General features: G+C 54.1%; 33 protein-coding genes. 15 read left to right on the top strand and 18 right to left on the bottom strand.

The window, feature by feature from the left end:
- Positions 1-40: 40 nt before the first annotated feature.
- The 4 genes from DDY07_RS19020 to hldE are packed head-to-tail and all read right to left on the bottom strand — an operon-like array spanning position 41 to position 2,290.
- A complete protein-coding gene (locus DDY07_RS19020; protein WP_171697026.1) occupies positions 41-241 on the bottom strand; it encodes a hypothetical protein in 201 nt (66 codons plus the stop codon).
- 42 nt (positions 242-283) lie between these two features.
- On the bottom strand, positions 284-550 hold the full coding sequence (locus tag DDY07_RS19015) for a hypothetical protein (protein ID WP_171697025.1): 267 nt from the start codon (positions 548-550) through the stop codon (positions 284-286).
- A gap of 4 nt (positions 551-554) precedes the next feature.
- Complete coding sequence (locus DDY07_RS19010; RefSeq protein WP_171697024.1) at positions 555-818, bottom strand: DUF4258 domain-containing protein; 264 nt, start codon at positions 816-818, stop codon at positions 555-557.
- Between the two features lie 41 nt (positions 819-859).
- The gene (gene hldE, locus DDY07_RS19005; RefSeq protein WP_171697023.1) at positions 860-2,290 is read right to left on the bottom strand and encodes a bifunctional D-glycero-beta-D-manno-heptose-7-phosphate kinase/D-glycero-beta-D-manno-heptose 1-phosphate adenylyltransferase HldE; all 1,431 of its coding nucleotides are present in this window, start codon (positions 2,288-2,290) and stop codon (positions 860-862) included.
- A 72-nt stretch (positions 2,291-2,362) separates the two neighbouring features.
- On the opposite strand from hldE, the gene arsC reads away from it, so the two are divergent.
- Together arsC and wrbA are read left to right on the top strand one after the other, a co-directional pair.
- Positions 2,363-2,710 (top strand): arsenate reductase (glutaredoxin), encoded by a 348-nt coding sequence (gene arsC / locus DDY07_RS19000; RefSeq protein WP_171697022.1) that lies wholly within the window; start codon positions 2,363-2,365, stop codon positions 2,708-2,710.
- Positions 2,710-3,300 carry an NAD(P)H:quinone oxidoreductase gene (gene wrbA / locus DDY07_RS18995; protein ID WP_171697021.1) on the top strand — a complete coding sequence of 197 codons (591 nt, stop codon included), beginning with the start codon at positions 2,710-2,712 and terminating at the stop codon, positions 3,298-3,300. The genes arsC and wrbA overlap by 1 nt, the downstream gene beginning before the upstream one ends.
- A gap of 10 nt (positions 3,301-3,310) precedes the next feature.
- On the opposite strand, the gene blaOXA is transcribed toward wrbA, so the two are convergent.
- The 8 genes from blaOXA to DDY07_RS18955 form a co-directional block, all read right to left on the bottom strand.
- Positions 3,311-4,093 (bottom strand): class D beta-lactamase, encoded by a 783-nt coding sequence (blaOXA, locus tag DDY07_RS18990; RefSeq protein ID WP_171697020.1) that lies wholly within the window; start codon positions 4,091-4,093, stop codon positions 3,311-3,313.
- Positions 4,094-4,160: 67 nt separating this feature from the next.
- Positions 4,161-4,577 (bottom strand): VOC family protein, encoded by a 417-nt coding sequence (locus DDY07_RS18985; RefSeq protein ID WP_253734539.1) that lies wholly within the window; start codon positions 4,575-4,577, stop codon positions 4,161-4,163.
- A 47-nt stretch (positions 4,578-4,624) separates the two neighbouring features.
- A complete protein-coding gene (locus DDY07_RS18980; protein WP_033157651.1) occupies positions 4,625-5,101 on the bottom strand; it encodes an SRPBCC family protein in 477 nt (158 codons plus the stop codon).
- The gene (locus DDY07_RS18975) at positions 5,098-5,658 is read right to left on the bottom strand and encodes an SRPBCC family protein (RefSeq protein ID WP_171697019.1); all 561 of its coding nucleotides are present in this window, start codon (positions 5,656-5,658) and stop codon (positions 5,098-5,100) included. The genes DDY07_RS18980 and DDY07_RS18975 overlap by 4 nt, the downstream gene beginning before the upstream one ends.
- A gap of 25 nt (positions 5,659-5,683) precedes the next feature.
- The gene (locus tag DDY07_RS18970) at positions 5,684-6,040 is read right to left on the bottom strand and encodes a YciI family protein (protein WP_171697018.1); all 357 of its coding nucleotides are present in this window, start codon (positions 6,038-6,040) and stop codon (positions 5,684-5,686) included.
- 11 nt (positions 6,041-6,051) lie between these two features.
- A complete protein-coding gene (locus tag DDY07_RS18965; protein WP_171697017.1) occupies positions 6,052-6,459 on the bottom strand; it encodes a VOC family protein in 408 nt (135 codons plus the stop codon).
- Between the two features lie 42 nt (positions 6,460-6,501).
- A complete protein-coding gene (locus tag DDY07_RS18960) occupies positions 6,502-6,987 on the bottom strand; it encodes a VOC family protein (RefSeq protein WP_171697016.1) in 486 nt (161 codons plus the stop codon).
- 121 nt (positions 6,988-7,108) lie between these two features.
- A complete protein-coding gene (locus DDY07_RS18955) occupies positions 7,109-7,501 on the bottom strand; it encodes a YciI family protein (RefSeq protein ID WP_171697015.1) in 393 nt (130 codons plus the stop codon).
- A gap of 215 nt (positions 7,502-7,716) precedes the next feature.
- On the opposite strand from DDY07_RS18955, the gene DDY07_RS23920 reads away from it, so the two are divergent.
- The 4 genes from DDY07_RS23920 (at position 7,717) to DDY07_RS18935 (ending at position 9,821) form a co-directional block, all read left to right on the top strand.
- A complete protein-coding gene (locus tag DDY07_RS23920) occupies positions 7,717-7,884 on the top strand; it encodes a YchJ family metal-binding protein (protein WP_216614781.1) in 168 nt (55 codons plus the stop codon).
- An 88-nt stretch (positions 7,885-7,972) separates the two neighbouring features.
- On the top strand, positions 7,973-8,410 hold the full coding sequence (locus DDY07_RS23915) for a hypothetical protein (protein WP_216614780.1): 438 nt from the start codon (positions 7,973-7,975) through the stop codon (positions 8,408-8,410).
- Between the two features lie 521 nt (positions 8,411-8,931).
- Positions 8,932-9,207: a hypothetical protein gene (locus tag DDY07_RS18940; protein WP_171697013.1), complete on the top strand. Its 276-nt coding sequence runs from the start codon at positions 8,932-8,934 to the stop codon at positions 9,205-9,207.
- Between the two features lie 71 nt (positions 9,208-9,278).
- Positions 9,279-9,821 (top strand): hypothetical protein, encoded by a 543-nt coding sequence (locus DDY07_RS18935; RefSeq protein WP_171697012.1) that lies wholly within the window; start codon positions 9,279-9,281, stop codon positions 9,819-9,821.
- A 381-nt stretch (positions 9,822-10,202) separates the two neighbouring features.
- Here the strand turns inward: DDY07_RS18935 and DDY07_RS18930 are convergent, their stop codons facing one another.
- Entirely contained in the window at positions 10,203-11,429 is a 1,227-nt protein-coding gene (locus DDY07_RS18930; RefSeq protein WP_171697011.1) for an RNA polymerase sigma factor, read from the bottom strand.
- 23 nt (positions 11,430-11,452) lie between these two features.
- Complete coding sequence (locus DDY07_RS18925; RefSeq protein ID WP_216614779.1) at positions 11,453-11,935, bottom strand: MarR family winged helix-turn-helix transcriptional regulator; 483 nt, start codon at positions 11,933-11,935, stop codon at positions 11,453-11,455.
- Between the two features lie 71 nt (positions 11,936-12,006).
- Here DDY07_RS18925 and DDY07_RS18920 point away from each other — a divergent pair, with 71 nt between their 5' ends.
- Positions 12,007-13,167, top strand: a complete 1,161-nt coding sequence (locus tag DDY07_RS18920; RefSeq protein WP_171697010.1) for a PLP-dependent aminotransferase family protein — start codon at positions 12,007-12,009, stop codon at positions 13,165-13,167.
- Between the two features lies 1 nt (position 13,168).
- On the opposite strand, the gene DDY07_RS18915 is transcribed toward DDY07_RS18920, so the two are convergent.
- Entirely contained in the window at positions 13,169-13,975 is an 807-nt protein-coding gene (locus tag DDY07_RS18915; protein WP_171697009.1) for an AraC family transcriptional regulator, read from the bottom strand.
- A gap of 147 nt (positions 13,976-14,122) precedes the next feature.
- Between DDY07_RS18915 and DDY07_RS18910 the strand changes: the two genes are divergently transcribed.
- From DDY07_RS18910 to DDY07_RS18875, 8 genes are all read left to right on the top strand, one after another.
- Complete coding sequence (locus DDY07_RS18910) at positions 14,123-14,593, top strand: hypothetical protein (RefSeq protein WP_171697008.1); 471 nt, start codon at positions 14,123-14,125, stop codon at positions 14,591-14,593.
- Between the two features lie 347 nt (positions 14,594-14,940).
- The gene (locus DDY07_RS18905) at positions 14,941-15,627 is read left to right on the top strand and encodes a hypothetical protein (RefSeq protein ID WP_171697007.1); all 687 of its coding nucleotides are present in this window, start codon (positions 14,941-14,943) and stop codon (positions 15,625-15,627) included.
- 186 nt (positions 15,628-15,813) lie between these two features.
- Complete coding sequence (locus DDY07_RS18900; RefSeq protein ID WP_171697006.1) at positions 15,814-16,047, top strand: addiction module protein; 234 nt, start codon at positions 15,814-15,816, stop codon at positions 16,045-16,047.
- Entirely contained in the window at positions 16,032-16,328 is a 297-nt protein-coding gene (locus DDY07_RS18895) for a type II toxin-antitoxin system RelE/ParE family toxin (protein ID WP_171697005.1), read from the top strand. The genes DDY07_RS18900 and DDY07_RS18895 overlap by 16 nt, the downstream gene beginning before the upstream one ends.
- A gap of 160 nt (positions 16,329-16,488) precedes the next feature.
- The gene (locus DDY07_RS18890) at positions 16,489-16,893 is read left to right on the top strand and encodes an MbcA/ParS/Xre antitoxin family protein (RefSeq protein WP_171697004.1); all 405 of its coding nucleotides are present in this window, start codon (positions 16,489-16,491) and stop codon (positions 16,891-16,893) included.
- On the top strand, positions 16,893-17,591 hold the full coding sequence (locus DDY07_RS18885; protein ID WP_171697003.1) for an RES family NAD+ phosphorylase: 699 nt from the start codon (positions 16,893-16,895) through the stop codon (positions 17,589-17,591). The genes DDY07_RS18890 and DDY07_RS18885 overlap by 1 nt, the downstream gene beginning before the upstream one ends.
- A 9-nt stretch (positions 17,592-17,600) precedes the next feature.
- Positions 17,601-18,077, top strand: coding sequence for an MEKHLA domain-containing protein (locus DDY07_RS18880; RefSeq protein ID WP_171697002.1), 477 nt, complete (start codon positions 17,601-17,603; stop codon positions 18,075-18,077).
- Between the two features lie 40 nt (positions 18,078-18,117).
- Positions 18,118-18,594, top strand: a complete 477-nt coding sequence (locus DDY07_RS18875; protein ID WP_033156979.1) for a CreA family protein — start codon at positions 18,118-18,120, stop codon at positions 18,592-18,594.
- 14 nt (positions 18,595-18,608) lie between these two features.
- Here DDY07_RS18875 and DDY07_RS18870 read toward each other — a convergent pair whose 3' ends face one another.
- The 3 genes from DDY07_RS18870 to DDY07_RS18860 are packed head-to-tail and all read right to left on the bottom strand — an operon-like array spanning position 18,609 to position 23,088.
- Complete coding sequence (locus DDY07_RS18870; RefSeq protein WP_171697001.1) at positions 18,609-20,534, bottom strand: ATP-binding protein; 1,926 nt, start codon at positions 20,532-20,534, stop codon at positions 18,609-18,611.
- On the bottom strand, positions 20,531-21,040 hold the full coding sequence (locus DDY07_RS18865) for a YfiR family protein (protein WP_171697000.1): 510 nt from the start codon (positions 21,038-21,040) through the stop codon (positions 20,531-20,533). Before DDY07_RS18865 ends, DDY07_RS18870 begins: the two co-directional genes overlap by 4 nt.
- A 17-nt stretch (positions 21,041-21,057) precedes the next feature.
- Positions 21,058-23,088 carry a TonB-dependent siderophore receptor gene (locus DDY07_RS18860; RefSeq protein ID WP_171696999.1) on the bottom strand — a complete coding sequence of 677 codons (2,031 nt, stop codon included), beginning with the start codon at positions 23,086-23,088 and terminating at the stop codon, positions 21,058-21,060.
- Positions 23,089-23,272: the final 184 nt, after the last annotated feature.

The raw sequence follows: 23,272 nt of genomic DNA, 5'->3' as shown, positions 1-23,272 counted from the left end.
TTGGGAGAGCGATTGTCTGTTATTGAAGTTCGCGGCAAATTCAGGAAAATTGTTCCCAATCCCGCTGAGCTAGGGCAGATAAAGATTCTACAGACTCGTTCGGCCAGAGTTGTTTTTGCCACTGAGTGTAATCGAATTTGTCGCGCTTAATCAGCATGATAAACCGCTCGGCATCAACCATGCCTAAGGTTGAAAAAATCGATTCGAATCCGCTATGGATGATTTCGGCGTCAGTTTTCATGAGTTGCCTTCAGCACATGATTTATTGATGTCGCGACACTTCTTAAGTTTCCAATCGTATTTTGCCCGTTGCATATTGATGTACCAGCGAAGAAATTAGCGTTTGATACGGGATACCAACATCTTGAGCCCGGTTTTTAATTAATGTCACATCGCCCAAACTAAGGCGAATAGTGACGTTTTTTGATTTTGATAGATATTCTTTAGCGGCCTGTTTTGCCAAAGCAATTTCTTCATCGGCATTGATGCTACGTACCAATTGGTCATTTTCCAATGCGTTTAATATCGACATCTCTTCATCATCGAACATGGCTTTACCCTTTGTAACGTTTTTTGGCTTTGCGACTTGGAATGATGGTTTTAAGAAAGATGCCGTCTTCGTTCCGCAAAAATGGCACCAAATACACATAATCAAGCGCTTCAACGACATAAATTTTTTGTTGCGGATAGCGTATTTGATCGGGATGCTCAAATACATCGAGTATTTTTCCTGCATTGATTGCCGCGATAATCTCCTCAAAGCCGATGCCTCGACTTTGCTTGAGCAATTCATTTTTCTCTTGCCCAAATGAAATCATAGAACGCCAGTCTTATACATACATTGTATTGACGGCATGGCCTAGTTGCCAGTTTTATCTCTAATCGTCTGAATAATCGAAGTCGTCGAATGCCCCTCAATAAACGACAAGATCTTCACCTCGCCGCCATTCGCCAATACACTTTCGTGGCCGGCGATGCTGGTGATGTCGGTGTAGTCGCCGCCTTTGACCAGAATGTCCGGCAGTAATTGGTCGATGACTTCCTTGGGGGTGTCTTGCTCAAATTCCACCACCCAGTCCACGCATTCCAGCGCGGCCAACATTTCCATGCGATGATCCAGTTTGTTGACCGGGCGCTCCGGGCCTTTCAGGCGTTGCACCGAGGCGTCACTGTTGACCAACACCACCAAGCGGTCGCCCAGGGTTTTAGCTTGTTGCAGGTAACGGACGTGGCCGGGATGCAGGATGTCGAAGCAGCCGTTGGTGGCGACGACTTTTTCGCCGTTTTGTTTGGCGGCGGCGCGCTCAGCCAGCAGGTCCGGTAGGCTGCAGACGCCTTTGTGATGGGCGCGTGGGCCTTGCAAAGCGGCATGCAATTCGTCAGTGTTGACGGTGGCGGTGCCCATTTTGCCGACGACGATGCCGGCGCCGATATTAGCCAGTTGCGTGGCTTCGGCCAGCGGTTTTTTCGCGGCCAGGCTGGCGGCCAGCACGGAAATGACGGTGTCGCCGGCGCCGGTGACATCGAAAACCTCGCGGGCGTGAGTCGGTAGGTGTAAGGGTTCGGCGTCCTTGCTGAGCAGGGTCATGCCATTTTCGCCGCGCGTGACCAACAGCGCTTGTAAATCCAACTCGGTCAACAAATTCATGCCGCGCTCGACGATTTGCTGCTGGTCGGCGCAGCGGCCCACCACCGCTTCAAATTCGCTGAGGTTGGGCGTAATCAGCGTGGCTTGCCGGTAAATCGAAAAATCGCTGCCTTTCGGATCGACCAATACCGGCTTGTGCAACTGCTTAGCCAATTTGATGAATTGTTGCACTTGGCTTAGGGTGCCTTTACCGTAATCGGAAAGCACGATCACTTGCGATTGCATCATCTCGGCATGGTATAGATGCAGTAACGCATCGCTATCGACATTGTTAAAACCGTCTTCAAAATCCAGCCGGATCAACTGCTGATGCCGGCTCATCACCCGCAATTTAGTAATGGTCGGATAGCCCGGCACCGCCTGAAACATACACAAGACCTTGGCTTGTTGCAGCAAAGCCTTCAACGCCATTGCCGCTTCGTCTTCGCCGGTAAAACCCAGCAGCGATACTTTTGCACCCAGCGCGGCGATATTTAGCGCCACGTTACCGGCGCCGCCCGCCCGTTGTTCGTCTTGTTTGACGTGCACCACCGGCACCGGCGCTTCCGGGGAAATCCGTGAAGTGGCGCCGTGCCAGTAACGATCCAGCATCAGGTCGCCGACCACCAGCACGCGGGCGGTTGAATAGTTGGGTAATTGCATGGCTTTGGGAGCTTATCCGTGATTCGAAGGGTGCTATTATAGCCGCAACCCGTCATGATTAAGGTGCAAACCATGAGCGTCAAAATCTACCATAACCCGCGTTGCGGCAAATCCCGCGACACTTTGAAACTACTGGAAGCGCAAGGCGTCACGCCGGAGGTTGTGGAATATCTTAAATCGCCGCCTACCGCCGCTGAATTGCAGGACATTCTGACCAAGCTCAACATCAAGCCGCGCGATTTGATGCGTACCAAAGAGCCGGAATATAAAGAGAACGGTTTGGACGACAAATCCCTCAGCGATGCGGACTTGATCGAAGCGATGATTAGAATCCCCAAATTGATCGAACGGCCTATCGTGCTGAAAGACGGTAAAGCCGCCGTCGGCCGGCCGCCGGAAAACGTGTTGGCGATACTCTGATGGCGAAAATCCTGATTGTTTATTACAGCCGCGACGGCAGCACCATGCGGATGGCGCAACAGATCGGCCGGGGCGTGGAATCGGTGCCCGGCGCGGCAGCGGTGTTGCGCACGGTGCCGGAAGTGTCGGCGGTGTGCGAGAAAATCGCTGACAGCATTCCCGATGCCGGCGCACCCTATGCAACTCTGCAGGATCTGGAAACCTGCGACGGTTTGGCGCTGGGCAGCCCAACGCACTTCGGCAATATGGCGGCGTCCTTAAAGCATTTTCTGGATGGCACGACCGCGTTATGGTTCTCCGGCGCCTTGTCCGGCAAACCGGCCGGCGTGTTTACGTCCACCGGCAGCATGCACGGCGGTCAGGAGACCACGCTGTTATCGATGATGCTGCCCTTGATGCATCACGGCATGTTGCTGATGAGCCTACCGTGCAACGAGATTGCGCTGCGCGAAACGGTCAGCGGCGGCACGCCTTACGGGCCCAGCCATGTCGCCGATACTGATGCCGAACTCACCGAGCATGAAAAACGCTTGTGCTGGGTGCTGGGGGAACGTCTGGCAAAAACCGCATTGGCGTTGCGAGCCAAATAAGACCCTGCGATTACAATATTCCCAAGGCCTTGAGACAGGCCTTGCCCAACTCTACCCGCTTGGGTGCGTCGGCGGCTTGAGTGATGTCGATGTTCAATGCAAAGCTGTACAGACGATTTCCGTGCATGATCCAGCCCACCCACCAGCCGATACCGGTATTGGGCGCGTTTAACCAGCCGGTTTTGCCGTATAAAACCCGTTCGCCGCTTTGCTCGAGCATGATGATTTCCCGGACTTTGCTCTGAACATCGGCAGAGAGCGGTAATTGATCCCGCGCCAAGCGGGCCAAAAATGCTGTCTGTTCCACCGCGCTGATTTGCAGCGGACCATCCAGCCAAAACCGATCAACCGTATCTCCTATATCGGCGTTACCGTAGCCCAGGTTGGCAACTCTCTCGCGCATCCGCTCATGGCCGATGCGCCGGGCCAGTGCTTGATAAATCGGCACGTTGGATAGTTTGATCGCCTCGCGCAAGCCCATATCCCGTTCCCAGTCTTTGATCATTTGTGCTTGGCCGCCGTATGGCAACGGTTCGTCTACGCTACTGACCGCGCCTACCGACAAGCCGATCAAACTATTGGCAATCTTGAACGTCGAGGCCGGGATGAAGCGGGTTTCCGCGCGAATTTGGTCGTGGCCGATTAGCCTATCCGCATCGACATCGTAGGCTACGAAAGTGCCATGCACGCCCGCTTCGCTGAACAGTGTGGCGAGCGCAGGACTATCCACCCATTCGATGGCGTTAACCCGGCCGGCAAGTAGTAATAGTAGAGTGGCGAATAGCGGTTTCATCAGGATTGTGCGTAGGCTAGTTTTAAGGTGTCTATGTCTATTTTGGTCATTTTCAGCATGGCCTGCATCACCCGTCCGGCTTTTTTACCGGGTCGGGATCGCTGATCAATTCAAGCAGCACATTCGGCACGATCTGCCAGGTTACGCCGAATTTGTCTTCCAGCCAGGCGCATTGATTCTGCTTGCCGCCCGCGGATAGTTTTTCCCAATAGTGGTCCACTTCTGCTTGAGTTTCGCAGTGTACGACAAAGGAAATTGCTGGGGAAAACGCTTGCATCGGGTACGTCGGGCCGCCGTTGAGCGCGGTAAATACCTGTCCGTCCAGCTCGAAATTGGCAGTCATCACGCTGCCCTTCGGTCCCGGCCCGCCATCGCCGTAGCGAGTAACGCTCAAGACTTTCGAATTTTTGAAAATGGATACGTAAAAATTCATCGCCTCTTCGGCTTGGTCGTCGAACCATAAAAATGGGGTGATTTTGGGCATGGTGTTTACTCGGTTAGTGTTAAAAAGTAATGACCGGTTTTCCCGTCTTAAAAGCCGGCTACCAGCTCGGCCAGTTGGTCGGTGGCCTTGCCCCAGCCTTCATGAAAGCCCATTTCCTCGTGGGCTTTCCGGTCTGCCGCGGTCCAATGCAACACGCGCGCGGTGTAGCGGGTTTTTCCGGCTTCAGGTGTAAACGTGATGATGCCGGTCATGAAGGGTTTGGCGGAGGGTTCCCAGGCGCTGGTATAGGCGTCGGTAAACACCAAACGCTCGTTTGGCACGACTTCAAGATAGATTCCTTGGTTTGGAAACTCCTCGCCGTCCGGGCCACGCATCACGATGATGCTGGTGCCGCCGGCTCTGACATCGAGTTCGGCTTCAGCCACGGTCCAGGGCTTCGGACAAAACCACTGCTTGAGCAGTGCCGGTTCGGTCCAGGCTTTATAGAGTTTCTCGGGTGGCGCATCGATCAGGCGCGTCAGCATTAATTCACGCGATTCAGCTGTTTGTTCTGTTGGCTTCATGGCTTGTCCTCTGAAATTGAAATAGATGATGACTTTTCGGCGATGGTCTTTAGCTCGGCTAAACCTTCCTCGAATTTGCCGCCTATCATTTTGTCCATGCTGAACACCAGGCTCATCACTTTAGAGAGGAAGGGGCTGGGGCCGTATATGGCCTGAGTGACATGAGTAACAACGCCTTCGGTTTGTAGCGTAAATTCCACGGTGTTTTCGGCTGGAAATGGCTTAATGAAAGTCAGCCGCAGCATCAGCTTTACCGGTGGATTGGTTTCCAGAATCTCCATGCGGCCCTGGCCTATCTCCTTGTTGCCTTCCCATTCGTAGACCGCGCCGGGACCGCTGGCTGCGCCGCTGTATGAGCGCTTCATGCCCGGATCGACTTTCTCCCAAGCCGACCAGGTTTGCATATTGTGCAAATCGCTGATCAACGGAAAAATCTTATCCGGGGCCGCTTTGATGGTGATCGAGCGTTGTACGCGGAAGGTATCGGGTTTGCTTGCCGCATAGATCAGTAGCGCGACGACTATGACGACGAGAACGATAAGGATGGTTTTGATCACGGTCTTCTCCTAAAGCATGGTAAGTTCAATCGCCGGGCAAACCCGGAATCTCAATCAGCGGCCGCACTTCGACGGTACCCTTGCGCGCCATCGGAATCTGTTCGGCGATAGCGAGAGCCGCGTCCAGATCCGGGACGTCGACCAGATAATAGCCGCCCAGTTGTTCGCGGGTTTCCGCGAACGGGCCATCGGTGATAAAGCGTTTGCCGTCGCGCACCCGCACGCTGGTAGCCATGGCTGTGGGTTGCAACGGACTGGCGGCCAGATATTGGCTGTTGGCTTTCAATTGGTGCGCGAGCTGGGTGGATTCGGCATAACAGGCCTGCCGGTCGGCTTCGTCCAGGCTGTGTTCTTCGAGATAAATCAGTAGCATATATTTCATCGCGTTCTCCGTTAGTTTTGGGATACCGCATCCGGTGCCATGTAGACCAGTTCCCAGATATGGCCATCCAAATCCTGAAAACCGTGCGCATACATAAAGCCATGGTCTTGCGGCTGGTTATAGGTGCTGCCGCCAGCGGCGACCGCCTTGCTTACCATGCCGTCCACCTCGTCGCGGCTTTGGCAGGATAAGCAGATCAGTACTTCCGTGCTTTTGGTGGCGTCGCAAATGCTATTAGGCGTAAACGTGCGGAACTTGTCTTCCGTCAACAGCATGACGAAGATGTTCTCGCTGACGATCATGCAGGTCGCGGTCTCATCGGTAAATTGCGCGTTAAAGGTGTAGCCGAGCGCGGTAAAAAACGCCACGGATTGATCGAGATGTTTTACCGCCAGATTGATGAATATTTGTTTGTTCATATTGCTTCCTTTAAAGGTGCGAGGATGCCGAAATCGGCCGATTTAAGGTTTACCGGCTGTTGCCTGAGCGGCGAAGAAAGCCTCCATTCTGCCCTGAAATTCGCTGGGGTCGACATCTTCGATGTGCGTGGCGATCAGCCATTTATGGCCGAATGGGTCGGTCACTGCGCCCATTCGGTCGCCCCAGAACTGGTTGGTGGGCGGCATGATTTCCGCCGCACCGGCTTGTATGGCGGCGGCGAACACCGCGTCGGTATCAGTGACGTAGAGATGCAATTTTACCGGCGTATCGCCCAGCGCCTGTGGCGATATGTCGCCGCAATTGGGACTTTCGTCGGCCAGCATGAAATGCGAATCGCCGATTTTGAATTCGGCGTGGGCAATCGCGCCGCCGGGTGCGTGCAGACGCAACAGCTCGGTGGCAGAAAAGGCTTTTGCATAAAATTCCAGTGCCGCCGCCGCGCCGCGCACTACCAGGTAAGGAGTTAAGGTGTGGTGACCGTCGGGGATAGGTTTGATGTTGTTCATGACTGTGCTCCTGGTTTTAGGTTTGTTGTGGAAAAAGACTGCTTACGCCTGTTGTCGAACCGCGAATGCCGAAATCGACAAGCCGCAGAAATTTTTTTCCACTAGTTGGCAAGCTTGCCGGCTAACGCAAATTGTCCGGTTCCAAAAAACCCAACGCTTGCAGCGTTTGCCGGTCTTCGGCTATCGGCCGAACTTCCACGCAACCGTGTTTTGCCCCTGGAATCCGCGCGGCCACCTGGATAGCCTCGTTTAAATCACTAGCCTCGATCAGATAATAGCCGCCGAGTTGTTCCTTGGTTTCCGCGAACGGGCCGTCGGTGATGCTGACTTTACCGCCGCGCACCCGCAACGTGATGGCCGCATTGGCCGGCAGCAGCCGATTGCAGCTCAGGTAATGGCCGCTGTTGCGGATAGCTTGGGTAAATTCGGCGTATTCGTCAAAGTGTTTGGCTGAATCATCGTCGGTCATCTGTTCCATCACGGTTTCGGCGCAAATCAGGCATAGGTATTTCATGGTCAACTCCTGGGTTAAAAATAATGTTCGCACTGAGTAGTCGTTCGGCGCCGGGCATATTCGACAATTGGAACGTTTTTATCGTTGAAACGAGCTATCGAAAGTGGTGTCGATGCATGGCGACAATTTCCAGTGCTTGCCCTGAGCCGAAGCCGGCTGTCGCTTACCATTGAAAGATCGACCTCAATTTTTCGCAACCTAACCGGAGATGAACTATGACGCTTTGCCCTTGCGGCTCCAAACTGGATTATGCCGAATGCTGCGGCCCGATTATCGACGGTGCGCCGGCGCCCACCACCGAAGCTTTGATGCGTTCGCGCTACACGGCTTTCGTGCAACGCATGCTGGACCATGTCGAACGCACCCATGCCCCTGAAATTTAGGAGGACTTCAATCGAGCGGAAGCCGAGCGGATGGCGGATGAATGCGAGTGGCGCAGCCTGGAAATTCGTAATGCCACGGAAATGGCGAATGGCTATATGTCACCAGCGGGGCGCCACGATAAAACTAGCCGACAGGAAAGAGTCGGCGGCATTGATAGTACCCACCGCCTATATTCCGCCATCCTTTCCGTGTCGGGCGCTGGCGCCTGATAATCCGTGCAGCATTCACCCCGATAAACCCTCGCGCTGCCTCACCATGCCGTTTTACCCTTATCGGGACGAGCAATTTCAAGCCGAGCTATTAAAACCGCAACCCGGTTGGGCCTGCGATACTTCCGAGTCGGCGCCGCTGGTATTTGCCGACAAGAAAATCGTGTTTCGTGAGGATTTTGATGCGGAACGTAAGGACTTAGAGGAACAGATTCCGCTGATTCGCCGCTATGCCGACTATATGTTGAAGTACACGCCGCAGCTGGTCGGTAACCTCGCCAAAGTGTCGCTTAAACCCAAAGGTGGCAAGTGGTGACTAGCCTTTCGTCGTTTCTGACCGCGTTCGCCACCCTAATGCCCAACAGATTGCCGAACAGCAACTAGCGGTTTTGAACGGTTATTTAGAAAAAACCGCATCGGAACCTGGCCTGGCGGAATTTCATCGGCATTACATTTCCGGCGTCAAAGAAATGCAGTATTTAGCTAGGCAAGTTAGATAGTTATCCACGGGTATCGGGCGACACAAACAATGAAAAAACCGATTAGGTTTGGTTCGTAGAGCTCGAATGGCAGACTAACTACGCAACTGTGTTGGTATGAAACCTACAAGGCCTGGACACTGGAGTTTTGAAAGCCAAAGTTCCGGAATGACTGTTTTCAGGTGCTCTGCATAACTGCTGCCGTCCCGTTGCGGACTGTCTCTCGATCTGATTAAATGGCAACAGTCTGGCCGTTACTGGTCATGAATGATATACAGAAAGAGCACATGCAGATCAATAAATTATCGTGTCGAAGATCATTTTTCGGTAGATATACAGGCCTATCTAATAACTAGTTATGGTCAATAAAAACTTGGATGAAGAGTTCGTTACTATCCACGGGGATAGCTGGAAGAAATCAGATATAAAAGAACCTGTTGATTGGGCTAAAGGCGAAGGATGGCAGAAGGAAGTATGGTCAGGTAAGAAAAACTGGGATCACGACCACTGCCAAATATGCTGGTGGAAGCTGTACGACAGTAAAGACACAGACCATGGCGTCGGTTATAGAAGCCAAAAAGACAATTGGATTTGCACAGAATGCTATGAGCAGTTTATTGAACAAAAACCATAATTTGTCGCTCCACCCGACCAAAAAACCGCTTCGCGGTTTTCGTCGGGTGAGCTAGGCGTTAGCGCTCACAAATGACCATTCCAGACGCATCACTCGGGCCAATGATTGCCGCTACGGTGGCGGGTGCAATTTCGTTGGTTAGCCTAATCATTAGCAAAGAAAACAAGACATCGGAATTCCGGCAACAATGGATTGATGCCCTTCGCCTAGAGCTTTCCACGTATATATCCCACTCGATGGAAATACATCGCCATCGCATTTGGGGAAGAGAAACCACCGATGAAAAATGGGACGCCATCAGCGAGAGCTATCAGAAGGTAAACGAGTCAATCACGAAAATTCGACTTCGGCTAAATCCAAAGGAAGATCAGTCAAAGAAGATTTTGGCGCTATTGAAGGAGTATGAAAGATTCTTTTCGAACAACGGCGTCCCAAGTCAAGAAGACTTTAGCAAACTCAATCACGAGTTCGTTGAAGCATCCCAAACGCTACTAAAGTTGGAATGGAACCGCGTTAGAAACGGGGAGGTAGTATTTCAGGTTGTTCGGGCTACATCCTTCGCTACCCTTCTTGCCGGACTCATCGCTCTCTTTTATCACCTCTGTCTCCAATGAGTGCTAACCCTTCCGTCAACCGGACGTCCTGCAGGCCATGCCGGCAGGTTCCCTCCGTGCTGCCTGCTCCAGTCGCCGGTTACGTTGAACGTTAGCAAGTAGCGTCGATGGAATCGAGGTTTCGAAGGCCAGCTTCTTTTAATTGCCGATGTGGGTTTGATGGCCGACAGGCCGACGCCCTCTACAATGGCCTGACTTCAATCAACGCAATTTCGTGGCGGTTGGAACCTATTTTTTACGTCGGGTGGGCTTTGGCCGAACTTGCTCTATCAAAATCAAGGGGCGCGAATCTTTTCATTTATTGCGTCAAAAGCGGGTATGTTGCGTGACTCAAATAATGAATATCACACTAAAATCAACCGCCCATGTTTCCGATTTCTGTCACTCGACACGGATTTCCCGCAGTCTACGCGCCAAAAAACGCCGCTCAGGTTCCTGCCGCGCTAAAGCCAGAGCTTGCTGGTAAGCCGCGACGGCTTCGTCGATTCTGCCCAAGCGTCGGTACAAGTCTGCCCGTGCCGCGTGCGCCAGATGATAATCGGTAAGGTTGCCATTCTGTAAAAGCGCATCGATCAAACCCAGCCCGGCTGCCGGTCCATCGCGCATCGCTACCGCGACGGCCCGGTTTAATTCGATCACCGGCGAGGCTTCGATGCGTAGCAAGACGTCATAGAGTGCGACGATTTGCGGCCAATCCGTGGCGGCGGCGTGGCTGGCGTTGGCGTGCAGCCCAGCGATGGCGGCTTGCAACGCATAAGGGCCGAAGCGCCGCGACCCTAAGGCCCGTTGTACCAGCGCCGAGCCTTCGGCGATGCGGTCGCTGTCCCACAAGCTGCGGTCTTGGTCGTCCAACAAAATCAGTTCGCCGTCGGCGCCGGCTCTGGCGGCGCGGCGCGATTCGTGCAGCAGCATCAGCGCTAATAAGCCTTGCGCTTCCGGTTCCGGCAGCAACTCGACCAACAAACGCCCCAAGCGTATCGCTTCTTCCGACAAATCGTGCCGGGTTAACGCAGCACCAGACGACGCGGAGTAACCTTCATTGAACACCAGATAAATTACCCGTAACACGGAATCCAAGCGTTGTGGTAGCTCGGCCGGCGCCGGCACTTGATAGGGAATCTTGGCATCACGGATCTTGGTTTTGGCGCGGACGATGCGTTGCGCCAGCGTCGGTGTCGGCGTCAGGAAGGCCCGGGCGATTTCCTCGGTGGCCAGGCCGCAGACCTCGCGCAACGTCAACGCCACTTGAGCATCCGGGGACAATGCTGGGTGGCAACAAGTAAAGATCAGCCGCAGGCGGTCGTCTTCCAGGCCTTCGTCATCCGTGTCGCCGGGTTCGCTGGCTGGATCCGCCAAGGTATCGGCATCTTCCAGCACGTCGAAGCGGGCTTGCCGGCGCAGGCCGTCTATGGCCTTGAAGCGACCGGCCGACACCAACCAGGCGCGCGGATTGGCCGGTAAGCCGTCGCGCGGCCATTGTTCGAGCGCGGCGCGAAAGGCATCGTGCAACGCTTCCTCGGCCACATCGAAATCGCCGAGCAGCCGAATCAAGGTGGCCAGCACATGGCGGGATTCGCTTTGGTAGATGGCGTCGATTTTTTCGCGCACTGTCGTTTCGCCTCCGTCGGCTTTCAGCCTTGTGCACTCAAGCTGCGCATCACTTCATGCCAGCCGGCTTCGGCTTCGGCGCCGACTTGCGCGAATACCGTTTGCAGTTGTTGCATTTGCGTGCCGGTCAGTTGCGCTTCCAATTCTGCGCCGTCCGGCGTTAAGCTGAGTTCGCGTACCCGTTTGTCGTGCACGGCCGTGTCTATCATGACCAACTGCATGTCCATTAACTGCCGCAATGGCGCGTTCAGAGCTTGTTTGCTGACGCTGAGCATGCCCAGCAGCGCGTTCACGGAAATCCGCGGATTGCGGCCGACGAAATACAAGATCCGGTGATGCACTCTCCCAAGCCCGCGCTCGGCCAGGATGCGGTCCGGCTGTACGGTAAAGGCGCGATAGCCGAAGTAAAATTGTTCGATCGCCAGACGTAACGCGGCTTCGCGCCTTTCCGGCGTCGGCATTTCATCAAGCGGGGAATTATCGATAGCGGCTATTTGGTCAACCATATTGACATTATAGGCAGGCAGCCGTTAGCATGGCTATAGGTCAACTTTATTGACATTTATCAATGCCCACCATGAACTCATTATCGCCGCAGCACCCTATCCGCTTTTCCGCCCGTACCCAAGACCTGCATCCGTCACCAATCCGCGAAATTCTGGCCGTTGTCGACAGACCGGGCATGATTTCCTTTGCCGGCGGATTGCCGTCGTTGGACAGCTTCCCGCAATTCACGCTAGAGGCCATGCCGCAGCACATGTTGCAATACGGCGCCAGCGAAGGCGAAGCGGAGTTGCGCGAGCGTATCGCCGCCGACATGCAAGGCCTGGGTGTTAAGTGCACGGCTGAACAAGTGTTGATCCTGTCCGGTTCGCAGCAAGGCATCGATCTGGTTGCCAAACTGTTCATCGATCCCGGCACGCCGGTGGCCGTGGAAGCGCCGACCTACCTGGCGGCTTTGCAGGTGTTCCGCTTTTTCGGCGCCCGCTTCGTGGCTTACGATGCCGGGGCGCCCGACCTGGATACGTTGCAACAGGAAAAGCCAGCGTTTGCCTATGCGATCCCCACGTTCCAGAATCCCAGTGGCCGCTGCCTGGATGCCGGGGAACGGGCCGCTCTGGCCGCCGCTTGCGATGCCGGCAATATTCCCCTATTCGAAGACGATCCCTATCGTGATCTGGTGTACGACGATTGCGAACGCACGCCGGTATGCGCCAGGTTGCAACAAGCGCCGTGGATTTATCAAGGCTCGTTTTCCAAAAGCCTGGCGCCGGGCTTGCGCTTGGGTTACCTGGTGGCGTCGCAGGAACTCATGCCTTTTTTGATCCGCTTGAAACAGGCGGCAGATTTGCACAGCAATCGCCTTAGCCAATGGCTGGTACTACAACAACTGAACAATCCTGAGCGCAGCCGGCAATTAGTGGCGCTGGCCGAACATTACCGCCAGCGCCGCGATGCGTTCGAAGCCGCGCTTCGTCGGCACTTTTCGGATTTGGCGGTTTGGCAAACCCCGCCCGGCGGCTTGTTTTTCTGGCTGACGCTGAATCGTCGCATCGATACCCGCCTGCTGTTGCCTAAGGCTATCGAAGCCGGCGTGGCGTTTATGCCCGGCGAACCCTTTCTACCGATGGCGGTGGACGCTTGCGGTCAGTTGCGTTTAAATTTCAGCCACGCCAGTAGCGAGGATGCCGAATCAGGCTTGCGGATTTTGGCTGATTTGGTGCGGGAGTTTAAGTAAGCTAAGGTTGCCGCCGCGCCAGATTATGCAAGCCCACCGTCGGCGCGGCACCGAAGGTCTTACGGAATTCATGGCTGAAATGGGAGGAATCGGAAAACCCGGTAGCGTGCGCGGCAGTCGTGAAGTTGTGGCCCTTGATCACCTCTTGTATCGCCTGCCGCATCCGGTTCCAGCTGCGATAACGGCGAAACGGCACGCCGATCTGCTGGCTGAACAGATGTTGTAGCCGGGACGCGGATAGGCCCACATTCGCGGCCAGCGTAATCACCGACGTTAGGTCGTCGCCTTGCGCGAATAAAAATTCGACGATTTGGCTGATGCGTGGATCTATCCTGTCGGCTTGAGACCGGCGTTTCGAAAAATCCAGCAAATCGGCCAGGGGCTGCGCGGTCCAATTTGGTTGATAGCGGTCTTCGTAAAGCTCACGCATGAAGTTGATTTCTCCGCCATTGCCGACCAAGGCACCGTTCACCGAGCGGGTATCGCGGATTAAAGGTAACAGCGCCTCGGTGCCGGCGATGGTCGGTTCAATGTAAAAGACCGCCACTGGGTCGCCGCCCACATCCAATTCGTGCCACACGCCTGCAGGAATCACCGCAGTGCGGCAAGACAGCCAATCGCTACCCGCCACTTTCAAACGAAATTTCCCATACAGACCGGCTAGAAACACCGGGGCGCCGTGTTGGTGGTTGGCGTTGTAAAACAGCGGGCCGCAAAAAAACGTGCGGCCGCCGCTGATGTCCCACAACGCATCGAACGGGGTGTCGATTGTCGCAGCACGTTCATACAAGCGTGGTGTATTGGTCATCGTTTATGCTTCCTGTCGCGTCCGGCTCGCCGGCAGTTTGCCAGGCAGTCTAGTCAATGCACAGGTTGTTGGCAACGGGCTTGGGGCGTTTGCCTTAACCGGCATTCAATCAGCGGGGCTAAGCTCCCCATCACTTTGAGGATAATCATGAGCAAGCAAACATTTCCACCCGAACCGATGACCAACGTATTCCTACTGGCGTTTGCCATATTTTGCCTGGCGATAGCCTTGAGCATTGCCTGGGTATTGGGCTTTACGCTGTTTTTTCCCGACGGCGCGTTGGCCGGCCATTTGGTCGAAAGGGCGGACATTATCCGCGCTCACATCGATTACCTGATGATGGCCCAGTTTCTGTTCATTTTCTTTTTGCTGTTTCGGCAGTATGCGGTCACGCCGCCGGTTTGGATGGTGAGTGCTTGCTGCTTTGGGGCGTTTTTCAACCCGCTGTCGTTTTTACTAAGGGGATTGTCGGCCAAGCCGGCGGCCTCCGCTTTACCGGTCGAACCGCACTTCCCGATTCAGGCCGGCGTCAGTTTTACCCTGACCACGGTCGGTTTTCTAACGGCGGCGATTCTGGTGGCCCGAGCGGCCTGGAAGTCGAGATCGGAACAGGATTAACTCAAATTGTATGGAGGCGCTTGGACAGCTAGGCAAACCGATTTGACAGAGGTTGAGCGTTGGAATGTACTTTGATTAGTTTGGGTCTTGGGTTATCTTTGCAAAAAACAAGGAACCAAAATGTTTATTTCCGTGAAAGTGATAGTTTGGGGTGGTTCTTAAGGTCCTTGACTGAATGTTGTATTTCTTGGGAAAGCCTAGTTTTTAATTTATAAATCAATGATTTAATTGTTTTAATATGAGGTTTGTACGACAGATGGCTGGGATTGTAAGACAAACGATGTCTTATGCATTACGTTGGGGTTCATGACGCTATGCCAGTTCCGGCGCCACCAGCAAATTGGGAAGTGAACGAGATTTCGAAATTCTTCGATGCCGCTCGTAACAACGAAATTGCGACGTTTGCGAATCACACGGAGTGGGTTGCTCGTCTGTCCGACGTTGATCTTGGGTATCGGAAATCAATCGACGGGTTTAATCACTCCCAGGATTGGTTTGCGGGTATCTTTTTGGTTCGGGCGCACTCCAACTTTCTTGCTGCGTGTCGGCTGTGTTGGAGCGTTCAACTTCCTGAGGGTTACGCGCTTCTTAGATCCTGTTTGGAAAACGCACTCTATGGGCTCTATCTGTCCAAACACCCAGATTCCTGCGAGACATGGTTGCGGCGTGGCGAAGACCCCATTGCGAAACAGAAGGTCAAGGATGAATTCACAGTCGGAGCACTGCTAAGGTTTGCTATTGCCCAAGATGCGGCAGAGGGTGCGGTGGCGAAAGCTCTGTATGAACGAACAATCGATTCCGGCGCGCACCCAAATGAGTTGGCCTTTATGCAGACACTCAAGATGGACAAGAACGCAGACCGCATCCAGTCCATGCAATACCTTGGCTCCGACTCTGTAGCACTATTGGCCGCGTTAAAGACCACGGCGCAGGTCGGCGCTTGCACGCTCTCGCTGTTTCGGGTGGTACATCCTGAGCGCTTCGACATCATGGGCGTGTCCGATTTGTTGCGCCATGTGAAGGTGGGCCTATGAGGTCCTCAGGTCCGATTATGCAACGCTAATCGGACCTAGGCGGGCTTTCGTCACCCCAATCCACGCTATGAATGCCGGCCACACCGAATAATCAAGTTGATGAGTTAGTCGTGCAAAAACTTAAATCGTCGGGCCGCTTATAAGTGTCGCTTTTGATTTTTACCAAAAATGGATACAGTATCCGCCATGAACAATATCTCTATTGCCGATATTTTGGAACTTCCGTTGCAGGAACGCATTCAGCTGGTTGAGCTTATTTGGGACAGCGTCGCCGCAGTGCCTGAAGCTGTGGAAGTATCGCCGGAGCTTAAAGCCGAACTGGAACGACGCATGACTGAGTTTGAGTGGAATCCGGAGTCCGGCTATTCCTGGGATCAAGTAAAATCGCGCCTTAAAGATGGCTCATGGCGTACCGCCTAAAGTTTTCCGCACGCGCTTTACGTGAAACGGGCGAAGCCCAAGAATGGTACGAGTCGCAAAGTTCCGGTCTCGGAGATGAATTTATTGCCGCTTTAGAACTGCAGCTAAAAAGGCTGGAACAAGCACCGTTGCTCTATGCCGAGGTAATTCCAAGCGTTCGCCGCGCACTCCTCCCGCGTTTTCCATTCGGCGTGTTTTATGTGGTGCGCGGCGATTTAGTACATGTGTTGGCTGTAGTGCATGATGCTCGAAATCCGAATCGATGGCCTAAAAAGCGCTAACCAAACGTTCCGCAGATACCCCGCGAATTTTCAGTTTTGCCCAAATAAAAGCCCGCCCCACGCAAACGCCTTTTCCGAAAATAAAACCAAACCCCCTTTGACAAAGTCCATAAATAGACTTATTTTAAGTTAAAGTTTAGGTAAGTTGTTTGGAGGACTTATGTTGTCTACCGCTCAAGTGTCATTACCGGCCGACAGTGCACTGGTGGCTGGTGCGGCATTACGGACCTTTTTCAATATTGCCGATGCTTGGGGTTTGAATGTCGAGCAGGCCATGGTTTTACTGGGGTTGGATTCGCGCAGCACTTATTTTAAATGGAAGAAAAACCCGGAAAGTGCCAGCCTTAACGCCGATAAACTGGAAAGGCTGTCTTACATCTTCGGGATTTATAAAGCCTTGCAGATTTTACTGCCCAAACCCGAAGCGGCGGACGGCTGGCTGCATCAAGCCAATCAGGCGGCGCTGTTTTCCGGGCAATCCGCGTTGCAACGCATGCTGTCCGGGCGGGTGGCGGATTTATATGTGGTGCGCCAATATCTCGATGCGCAGTGCGGTTGGGCCTAATGGTGGTAGCGAAAATCAGTCGGATAGATTGGCGGCCCTGCTGGCGCTTGGTACCCAGCAGGTTTCCGCCGACGGGTTTGTTCGATAGGGTGGCAGACCCGGCTGATCTGGAGGTGGTGTTCGCCATCGAAGCGCTGACTAACGATAGGCTGCGCGACGAAGCCGGTGAAATTAGCTTGGTCGCCTCGGCAGACCGGATTGCCGGGTCGGGGACTACGCCTATCATGGCGGCGTTCACCCATCTCAATCCGGAAGGCAGCCGGTTTTGCGACGGCAGTTACGGTGTCTATTACGCCGCCAAAGACATAGATACCGCGATTGCCGAGACCCGCTTTCATCGCAGCCGGTTTCTGGCCGCGACCCAACAGGCGCCGATTGACATAGACATGCGCAGTTATGCCTCCGATCTGGATGCCGATCTGCACGACATTCGCGGCCGGCAAACCGAATTGCCGGAAATTTACGACGCCGACACCGGCAATTACGCCGCCGCGCAGGCCTGGGCCAGGCAGTTACGCGCGGACGGTGCGGATGGTATCGTCTATTCCAGCGTGCGGGCGGCGGGCGGCGAATGCGTGGCGGTGTTTAAACCGCGTTTGCTGGCGCCGGTCAAACAAGGCGCGCATTATTGCTATGTGTGGGACGGCCGGCAAATCAGCGCGGTTTATAAAAAAGAACTTTACCAGCCCGGTGTGTAACGGATAGCCATGCTCGATTTGCCAGTACCCAGCCAAGAAAACGATTTTTACGAAACCCATATCCAATTGCTGCTCCAAAGCTATCAGCAATTGCTGGGCAAGCCGCTGTTGGAACAGTCCGCAAACATGGCGCTGGGCCGGCAAGTCTATGAAGCCGATTTTGCCTTGCTATCTCACGACACCACCGCCGATCCGGTTTTCAATTATGCCAACCTCACCGCGCAGGATTTATTCGAGCTAAGTTGGCCGGAATTTATCGGCATGCCGTCGCGCTTTTCGGCGGAACCGGTGAATCGAGAGGAACGCGAACGCTTGCTGAATCAAGTGACCAACCAGGGTTATATCGACAACTACAGCGGGGTGCGGATCGCCAAATCCGGCCAGCGTTTTTTGATCGAGCGCGCGGTGGTGTGGAATGTCTACGATAGCGCGCAACGGTATCTCGGCCAGGCGGCTTGTTTTAGCGACTGGCGCTTGTTACCCTGAGTCTAACTCTTTCGATCCACTCACTGTCTGCGAGAAATTTATGCTGAAAATATCCTTAAAACATAGCGGCCGCTTATGCTGCGGCTTGTTGCTCATGCTGGCCGGCGCGGCGCAGGCCGATGAAGTGGGTTGCGTGACTACGGCCTGGAAACTAATCGGTGCCAATCACAAGGTCTGTGTCGATGCGTTTGAAGATCCGAAAATCCCTAACGTGATTTGCCATATCAGCCAGGCCAGATCGGGGGGGATTTCCGGCGGCTTGGGTCTGTCGGAAGATCCGTCGGAATTTTCGCTGGCTTGCCGGCAAACCGGGCCGATCACATTGCCGGCTAAACTGAGCACGGAAGAAACCGTATTTTCGGAAAGCACCTCGCTGTTTTTCAAGTCCACCAACATTACCCGTTTATGGGATGCCAAACACAACACCCTGGTTTATCTGGCGATCAGCCGCAAAGTGATCGAGGGTGCGCCGGCCAACAGTGTATCGACGGTCCCGGTGATGCCTTGGGGTAAATAGGGCGTTGATTAATGCTATCCCAGGTCCAAAGGCTGGTCGGCAACCGGTTTAATCCATTTCAATAAGGTTTCGTAAAGCGTGGCCGGCAGAATCGGTTTGCCGATGAAGTCGTTCATGCCGGCGGCCAGACAGTGCTGATGATCGCCGTGCATCACGTTGGCGGTCATCGCAATGACGGGTAGGTCGCGGCAAGCCGGGATTTGCCGTAACAGCCGGGTGGCTTGATAGCCGTCCATCACCGGCATTTGTACATCCATCAGCACACAGTCGTAGTCGTGATGCCGCAACTTTTCCAAGGCCAGTTCGCCGTTTTCGGCAATATCCACCGCTAATTGCGCTTGTTCCAACAGCTCGATGGCGACGATGCGATTGATTTCATTATCTTCCACCAGCAACACCCGCCGCCCCTGCAGCCGCGCCAATTTACCGATGTCTATGCTGGTACGGTGACGGCGGATTTGGAAATTACGGATGGTATTCAAATCGGTGGCGCCCAGCAGCACATTAAAGGTAAAGGTGGAACCGATACCGGGTTCGCTGCTGACCTCTATCGTCCCTCCCATTTGTTCGATCAGCTGCTTGGAGATAATCAAGCCCAGGCCGGTACCGCCGTAGTTGCGGGTCACGCTGCTGTCGCCCTGGCTAAAAGCCTGGAACAATTTGGTTTGCTGTTCGGCGGTGATGCCGATGCCGGTGTCGCTGATGGCAAATTGCAGACGCACCGAGTGCGCATCGCGGCTGATTTCGTTGAAACTGACGGTTATCTCGCCGTGCTCGGTAAACTTGATGGCATTGCCGATCAGATTGATTAAAACCTGCCGCAGCCGTTGCGGATCGCCGATTACCGCATGATACTCGCCGACTGGCGGCCTGATTAGTTGAATCCCCTTGTTCGCGCTGAGTTGCAGCATGGTGGAAAACACATGCTCCAGCATCTCTTCCAGCAGAAAGGGTATGGTCTCCATCTGCATTTTGCCGGCTTCCATTTTGGAGAAATCCAGAATGTCGCCGATCAGTGTCATCAAGGACTGCGCGGACGACTCCACCCGTTTCAGATATTCGCGTTGTTTAAAGCTCAGTTCGCTATTCAGGCACAGCTCCACCAAGCCGACAATCGCGTTCATCGGCGTGCGAATTTCGTGGCTCATATTGGCCAGGAACTGGCCCTTGGCCTGATTGGCGGATTCCGCCTCCCGTTTGGCGAGCTCAAGCTCCTGCGTGCGGCTTCGCACCTGGCTTTCCAAGTCGGTCTCGTGCGCCTGGATTTGCGCCAGCATATTGTTAAAGGCTTCGGCCAAATCGCTGATTTCGTCGTTACCGGCATAATCCGAGCGCCGGCTGTAATCGTGGTCTTTTTCGATTTGCCGCGCGGTATTGGCCAATTTCAACAGCGGGCCTAAAAACGAACGTTGCAAGCGCTGCACATACAAGGCCACCACGCTAAAGGCGATCAAAATAATGCCGGTGTTAATCAGGGTATTGAACAGCAAGGAGTGGTAGGCGCGTTTCAGGTCGGCAACCAGGGTAATGTGGCCGACGATCTGTTTATTTTTATGCAAAATCGGCTGCGTGATCTGCCGGGTTTTCGACAGCCAGGCCGGCCACCAGCCGTGCCAATTGCTTGCCGGTTTTGCGTAACGGACCAGCGTGACCCCGCTGGGAGTTTGGATTTGCCCGGCGATGATGTCCGGATCGTGGGCCAGCGCATCCAATATTTCCTGGGCGGTTTGATTGTCGTCGAACAACAAGGCAAAGCTGCTGTTTTGACCGATCATATTCGCGGTCAAGGTTAGTTTTTGGCCGATGTTCTGCTGCAAAGCCGAATATTCCCGAATCGACAGCGACACCGTCGCCACCATCAGGCTTAACATCACCATCACTCGCAGGATTTTACCCAGCTTGCGGCTGATGGAAATGCGAGGATTTGTTGACGCTGTCATTCTATTATTTCGGCCATCCGCAGTAATTTCGAACTCAGCTTTAAATCGGCTGATTTCACCGCGGCTAAATTTACCACCAGTTTTAACCTGTTGTCGCGCAACGTAAATTGCACCATACCCCCGTGGTTAGCAAAGTTTTCCACGTCGCCGACCAACAACACATGATGCTGGCGGGCTTGCTCGGCTAATACCGGTGTTAAGCCGGCCAAGTCGCTTAGAAACAAGATGCTGCATTGGGTGATGTCGGGGGCGTCGGCCAAATTGACATGAACCGCGTTACCGTTGATTTGCTGGCCTTCCAAAACCGGCAAGTAGGCGCGTAACAGGCTGCGGCCTTGCAAACAAATCGTCACCGGCGCAGCGCTGGGCCACTGCGCCAGCTCGGCGAAATGAAACAGATAGGCAGTCTTTAATTGAAACTCCCGGCTTTGGCTATTTTCCTGTGCACGCGCGAAACCGGCGAACCAAACGCAGACACTGAGTAGCAAAAGGGTGTGCAGACGCATCGGCGCAATAACCTGTCTTAAAAATGCCAGGAGATTTGCGCCAGATAGCCGCGTTGAATCTGGCTGGCGACCGGTATGTACAGCACGTCGCTGAATTCAGGATGTTGATCATCCAGCAGATTTTGCCCGCTTATCGATAACTCCAGATTTTTGTGCGGATGCCAACCCAGCCGCAAGTCCAAGGAGATATAGGCCGGAATGCTGCGTCTATCGATATACACTTCATCGACATAGCGGGCCCAGGCATCCAGTTCGATTTCGCTGGTCAGGTTGTACAAAGAGCGCAGTGAGAGATTGTGTTGCGGATTGAAATGTTCTTCGGTGAGCGGATCGCGAAACCAGGGCTGGTTTTTATCGTAATTGACCGAGAATTGGTTGGCGCTGTAAGAGGCTTGTAGCCGCCAATCGTGGTTTACCCGGTAATTGAGCGCCAACTCCAGGCCGTAACTGTCCACTTGCCGGTAATTGGCCACAGTGGCCTGCTTGATGTTGCCGTACGTTGGGTTGTTATAGGTCACACTGGTAAATTTAGTGCCTTGCATCCGGTCATAGATGTTGTAAAACAAGGCGCTGTCGATATCCAGACTAGTGGAAACTTGCCAACGCCAGCCCAATTCGTAGGCCAGCAAGTTTTCCGTGAGCATGTCCGGGTTGGCTTTGGCTTCGAAAAATCGGTTGGTATCCGGGATTTGTTTGAATAAACGAATGCTGTGTTGCGCCCTATTCGGCAAGACTACGGCGCGCGACACCGCGGCCCACAGGCTGTGCTGTTTATTGGGTGTCCACAGTAGCCGGGCGTTGGGCTCGGTTTCCCAGCCGGTAAAGGTGAAATGCTCCACCCGGTTGCCCAGTGTTAGGGTCAGGTCGTCGGTCAAGCCGATTTGATCCTGTAAAAATACCCCGACATTGTGCTGCGTTAATTGCTCGGGTTCAAAACCCAGGGTCAGCGTGTTATCGAAACTATCGGAGATATTTTGATAGTTCACCCCCCACATCAGTTTGTGGTTGTCGATGATGGCCGGCAGGGTGTGTTGAAAGTCCAAATCGTAATGCGAGCGGCTCATCCGATTCACCGCCAGTTGCCATTCGGTTTGGGTAAACGCCATATTCAGTCGCCAGTCGTGGCCGCTGTCGGTGCGATGAGACCAATTGCCCTGCAAACTGCCCGTCACGCCGTCCCTGCCGAAATCATCGTTTTGCCACAGCGGCGCGTTCGTCGAGGTTTTGCCGATATAGTAACCGCCCAGCCGGTAACGGGAGACATTGGCTTCCAGCATCAATTTATCCTGGGCGCTGAGCTGGCTGTCCAGGCGGAAATTAGCGGTTTCGGTATCGCCGGTGTCGTGAGTGTCTTGCTGGCCGGCCAGATCGATACTGGCGTCGCGCACCATCGTGCTGATCGTACCGCGCAGGAAAGTGGATTCCGACAATTTCTGGCCGTAACGAATCCCGCCGAAACCGCGTTCCTCGGTGCCGCCGCCGGCATTGAGCAAGCCACCCTGGGTATCGCGGGCCGAACGGGTGATGATGTTGATAGTGCCGTTCACGGCATTGGCGCCCCACAAACTGCCGCTTGGGCCGCGCAATACTTCGATGCGCTCTATATCCGGCAGCGACGGGTTTTGCTGGCCCCAATACACGCCGCTGATCAACGGATCGTAGATGCTGCGGCCGTCTATCATCACTTGCAGTTTGTTGGCGTATAAATCGTTAAAGCCGCGCGCGCTGACCGCCCAATTCCAAGCATTGATTTTCGCTACATTCATGCCTGGCACCATGCGCAGCACTTCCGGGAGGCTGGTGGCGCCGGAGCGGCGGATGTCTTCCGAGGTAATCACGAACGCGGCGGCCGGGCTGTCTTTAACCGTTTGTTCTTGCCGCGCCAGGCTGGATACTTCCAGTTCGGTGAGTTCCTCCCAACTTAGCGGCAGCAATTCGTTGGTCGCTTCGATGTCGGCCGGGTTTCCTTGAGCAAGCACGTTGGCATGCACCAGGCAAAGCCCGCTGCATAGGTAGGCAAATTGACGCAGATAACGGTTAATCAGCATGACATTTGGGCTTGAAGAGGCAAGGTTCCCGTTATTATAAAAGCCTTAACCGTTAACTGGGCAAATCAGTTGATGATGGGTCAGGTCAATAGAGATCCATTACAAACTTGGCAGCTTGTGGGCTTTAAGAAAAGCTTCTCTCCTCGGGGGTATCGTAAAAGAGGGGTTTTGTTCCTTCTCCCTT

The sequence above is a fragment of the Methylomonas sp. ZR1 genome, assembly GCF_013141865.1.
Taxonomy (GTDB): domain Bacteria; phylum Pseudomonadota; class Gammaproteobacteria; order Methylococcales; family Methylomonadaceae; genus Methylomonas.
The sequence above is the reverse complement of the archived record's forward strand: the minus strand, read 5'-3'. Positions and strand labels throughout refer to the sequence as shown.